This is a genomic window from bacterium (genome assembly GCA_027622355.1).
Lineage (GTDB): Bacteria > UBA8248 > UBA8248 > UBA8248 > UBA8248 > JAQBZT01.
Genome location: JAQBZT010000243.1, coordinates 1 through 4,501, shown reverse-complemented (window position 1 = coordinate 4,501; position 4,501 = coordinate 1). Strand labels below are relative to the sequence as shown.

7 protein-coding genes are annotated in these 4,501 nt (G+C 59.3%); 3 read left to right on the top strand and 4 right to left on the bottom strand.

All coding sequences use genetic code 11. From position 1 onward, the window contains the following. The 4 genes from O2807_12455 to O2807_12440 all read right to left on the bottom strand — a co-directional run. The coding region (locus O2807_12455; protein ID MDA1001311.1) for an isochorismatase family protein at positions 1–389 on the bottom strand (389 nt) is incomplete at its 3' end. A gap of 18 nt (positions 390–407) precedes the next feature. Further along, a complete protein-coding gene (locus O2807_12450) occupies positions 408–872 on the bottom strand; it encodes a low molecular weight protein arginine phosphatase (GenBank protein ID MDA1001310.1) in 465 nt (154 codons plus the stop codon). Continuing rightward, positions 869–1,624, bottom strand: a complete 756-nt coding sequence (locus O2807_12445) for a DUF151 domain-containing protein (GenBank protein MDA1001309.1) — start codon at positions 1,622–1,624, stop codon at positions 869–871. Before O2807_12445 ends, O2807_12450 begins: the two co-directional genes overlap by 4 nt. A gap of 128 nt (positions 1,625–1,752) precedes the next feature. Beyond that, positions 1,753–2,214: a hypothetical protein gene (locus O2807_12440; protein ID MDA1001308.1), complete on the bottom strand. Its 462-nt coding sequence runs from the start codon at positions 2,212–2,214 to the stop codon at positions 1,753–1,755. A gap of 400 nt (positions 2,215–2,614) precedes the next feature. Here O2807_12440 and O2807_12435 point away from each other — a divergent pair, with 400 nt between their 5' ends. The 3 genes from O2807_12435 to O2807_12425 form a co-directional block, all read left to right on the top strand. Then, positions 2,615–2,971, top strand: a complete 357-nt coding sequence (locus tag O2807_12435; GenBank protein ID MDA1001307.1) for a hypothetical protein — start codon at positions 2,615–2,617, stop codon at positions 2,969–2,971. Between the two features lie 39 nt (positions 2,972–3,010). Further along, positions 3,011–3,850: an HDOD domain-containing protein gene (locus O2807_12430; protein ID MDA1001306.1), complete on the top strand. Its 840-nt coding sequence runs from the start codon at positions 3,011–3,013 to the stop codon at positions 3,848–3,850. A gap of 96 nt (positions 3,851–3,946) precedes the next feature. After that, positions 3,947–4,501 (top strand): MBL fold metallo-hydrolase (locus O2807_12425; protein MDA1001305.1); only part of this gene is annotated, 555 nt, incomplete at its 3' end.

The window sequence follows — 4,501 nt, the reverse complement described above, 5'->3', positions numbered from 1 at the left end:
CCGGCCCGCCGGAGATCATCCGCCAGAGAGGTCCCGTCGAATCCCGAGTAGGCCTCCTGATCGGACGCGGCCGCCTTCGACACCACCGCATCGGCCGCCCCGGAATCGAGCCCCGCGTGAAAGGCCGCGCCCCGGGTTTCGGCCACGCAATGCGGCGGCCAGATCCCGCCGCGGTCCTGGAAGGAGAGGTGATTCTCAGGATGCCAGTCCCGGGTCAGAACCCGGCGCCATCCGCCGATAGCCAGAAGACGGTTGATCTGAGGGATCACCTGATCGCCCTCCGGTACCGCCAGCGCCCCGCCGGGGCAGAAATCCGCCTGGAGGTCGACGACGACCAGTGCATCCTCCGGCCCGACGCGATACTTCGACCCGACGCGATACTTCGGCAATACCTTCTCCCCGGCGGATCAGGAAAATCCGTTTTTGAGCTTCGCGTAAAATCCCTGGACAGCTTCCATCAGCTCGCCGTAATACTGGCGGTAATGAAAAAGGGACTGCCCGTAGGGGTCCTTGATGGTATCGCCCGGTCTGCCGCCCGGCCGGTAGATGGCCATCTCATCGATCTTCTCGATCCCATGCGGAAAATTCACCTCGATATAATCCGCATGATCGGGGGACATGACGACAATCCGATCCGCCCAGTCCACAATCTCGTCGGTCAGCGGCTGCGCCTGATGGGGAGTCAAATCGATCCCCGCCTGATTGGCCACCTGAATCGCCTCCACCGGAGAGGGATTTCCTGTCATGGCGTGCGTGCCGGCCGAGCGAACTTCCACGTCCTTGCGCCCCTCACGGGAGAGGAATTTCTTCAGCATCCGCTCCGCCATGGGAGAGCGGCACAGGTTGCCCGTGCAAACAAACAGGATATTCATTGGGCGCGGCCGCCTTGTTCTGGCGCGGCAGAAAGCTTCATCTCCAATCCCTCGCCTTTATGTCCCCTGCGCACCGAGACGGTGAAACCGCTCGAATGTCCCAGAAAATTTTCCTCAAACGCTCTCACGGACGAAACCGGCTTCCCGCCTACTTGGTAGATCACATCACCCGGGCGCAATCCCGCGCGGGCAGCCGGGCCGCCGTTCATGATTTTCGAGACAAGGAGCCCATCCGCCTTGCCCGCGCCGAAGTAGCGCGAGAGAGCGGGCGTCATCTTTTGAACGATCAGTCCGAGCCGAGCGCGGTGCGTCAGGTCCCGCCCTTCTTCCGAGGGGAACGCCGCCTGCATCACTTTTTCGCGGACATAAATCGGCGCCCCGGCCCGCAGCGCCAGCGCGATCGCATCCGAGGGCCGGCTGTCGACGATCAGGCTTCGGCCTTCGGACTGAAGATGGATCTTCGAGTAAAACGTCCCGCTTTTCATCTCGGTGATCACCACGCGGTCAATCCGCGCGCGCAGGCCGCCGAGGATGTCTCGGAGCAGATCGTGCGTCATGGGGCGGGGCGGGCGGATTTTCCGCATCTCCATGAGAATCGCCTGTGCCTCCGATGGACCGATCCATATCGGGAGAACCTTTCCTCCTTGAATTTCTTCCAGCAAAACGACGGGCTGTGTTGTACGTGAGTCCAACAGAACGTTGCGAACCCGGACGCGGCGCAACTCCGGGTCCGGCGCCGCGGAGATGGCCATTTTCGAAAATACGGCGCTGGCCGCAAAAACCGCCGAAAAGGCCAGAAGAAAAACAGACGAACGGATTTTTCGTGTTTTACAAAAACAAAAGAAACCATCCCTGGAGATCATTGAAACAAAGCCTTTCTCTATTTCTCCGGCACACCTGCGCGGAAAACGCACTCCGGTATGCCTTCATCCACTTTTTCTCCCGGCTTCTCTTCAATTTTGGTCTCAAAGATACCGTCGCAGTTCGTATCCATAAGAGTGATGTCGTACGGGTAGCGGCCATCCGTATCCAGATTGATGGCGAATACTACGTTGTTGATGGACAATACCTCGAAGGCAAACCCCCATTCGTCCGCATACTGTTTGAAGAGCGTCTCCTTGCCAGGTATACGATCGGTCAGATCGCGGCGAACCCACCCCAGGAACTTCGCCCGGGCCATCACCGGAACCGGATAGCCGTCCACATTGACCTCGATGGACTTTTCCGAGCCGGCCGAAGCCGCCCAGGCCGGATGGCGGGGTGCCTCGGTTAGAAAAATCCCCACGGCCAAAACCAGAGCGCCAAAAATCCAGACAGAGAGCTTTCCCGGAAATCTCATCATGGGTTGCCGGCATGACCTCAGAAATGGGAGTAAGTGCGCCCGCGGGTTCCAAAACCCGGAGAATGGAGAATATCACCGCGCCCAAACTCCAATCAAGAAGCGAACGCGCAGAAAAATCTGAAAAGTGTGGGATTCCAGAGCCTTTCGCCGAAAATCCACAGCTCACATGAAAAGACCGGCACCCGCGCGCACTCTTTTTTTATTTTCGCCTCCTCCTGTCCGGACCGTGAATTGCTCTTCTCCGGAGTTTTTCCCACCTCTTGACACCCCGGATTCCCTGGGCCACCTTGCACATCGTCATATACAATTTTCCCGTGCTCCAATCAGCCTTTTATGGGGAACCGGCCGCGCCGGATCAAACGAGATGCAGCGCATTAAATTGTCTCAGGCAGCACCCGAGATGGTCATTGCACGCCCGGTGGAAACCGCCAACGGCCAGGTCTTATGCGCCGCGGGAACAAAGATGACCGAATCCCTCCTTGATCGGCTCGAGCGGCTTGAAATTTCCCACATCACCGTCGAGGGCCACCCTGTTGACGACGGAAAGCCCAAACAGACCCTCGAGGAACAACTCGCGGAGGTGCGTCTCCGGTTCCAGGGTCTGGAGGAAAACAAGCTCATGACGGCGCTGCGGCTGGTGGTCGAAAAACATATTCGCGAAATATTCAATCGGATGGAAGAAGAAGAAGCGGTGCTCGCCGCGAAGGCCGCCGAAAAAAAAGAACAAAAAAAACCGGAAGCCACCGCCGGCAACTAAAGGCGTTGTCGGATTTCCCATAACATAAGGACCGATGCCTTGACGCTCGATCTGGCCTACTTTCGAAACAAGGTCGAAAACCTGGAGGGCCTGCCGACTCTTCCCGGCGTCGTGGCCAAGCTGTCCGCCCTCGTGGAGAAACCCAACACGAGTACCGCACAGGTCGGGGAGATGATTTCGGCCGATCAGGTGCTCTCCGCCAAGGTCCTGCGCCTGATCAACTCGGCTTTTTTCGGATTTCCCGGAAAAATCGGCACCGTCACGCACGCGCTCGTTCTGCTCGGCTTCAACGCCGTAAAGGGGCTGGTGCTGACCGCTTCCGTATTCGACATCATGGCCGGAGAGATGCTGGCCCTCTGGATGCACTCGCTCGGAGTGTCGGTGACCGCCGGTCTCATCGCGCGCCGCATCGGGCTCCCCGATCCGGAAGAAGTCCAGGTCGCGGGCCTGCTTCACGATATCGGCAAGGTTGTCCTGAAAGTCGAGGAGCCGGACTACTTCGATCTGGTAAACGCCAAGGTCGCCGAATCCAACCTCCTTTTCATGGAGGCCGAAGCGGAGATCGTGGGATTTACCCATACGAAAACGGCTGAATGGCTCTGCGACAAATGGAATCTGCCCGCCTCCATCCGCGATCCCATTACCCTTCACCATGACCCCCTCAAGGCGGGCGAATCGGCCGAAACCACCTATGTCGTCCACATGGCGGACATTCTGGTACGCGCCCTGGGCTTCGGGAGCGGAGGCGACAAGCGCATCCCGCCGCTGAACCGGGAGGTGGTCAAAGGCCTGGGCCTTTCGCTCTCGTCTGTAGAGGAGATCCTCCGGGAAATGGAAGAGGAATTCGTCAAGGCCGGCGATCTGATTCCTTCCGACTGATATGCCCGCAAACCCGCTTCATCTAACGGTCCTGGGAACCGGAGACGCGTTCGGCTCCGGCGGGCACACCTTGTCGAGCCTTCCTCCGCGGCCGGCGTGCGGGCGCTTCTGGTGGATTGCGGCCCGACCACCCTGCCGATGCTGAAGGGGATGGATTTCGACATGGAGAAGATCGACCTCGTGCTTCTCACCCACCTGCACGGCGATCACATCGCGGGGATCCCCTTTCTTTTTCTGGAATACCAATACGGCACCAAACGAGATCGCCCCTTCACCGTTGCGGGCCCGCCCGGTACCGAGGAAGTCTGCGAGGCGCTCTATCAGAGCTGCTACCCCGGCACCGCCGAAAAGAGCGGCCGGAAATTCGACGTGCGCTACCGGACTTTGCGTGAAGGCGAAACCGCCCAAATCGAAGAAATCCGCGTGCGGACCGAGCGCATGATCCATGGCAGCCATGTCATCCCTTACGGCTACCGCATTGAATGGCAAGGGAAAGCCATCGGCTGGAGCGGCGACACCGAATGGACCGAGGCGCTCACCCGGCTCGCCGAGGGAACGGATCTTTTCATCTGTGAATGCTTCACTGCCGGAAGGGAGATCCCCGGGCATCTTTCCGCCGAGGTCCTGGAGGGGGAGGTCCATCAGCTGAAA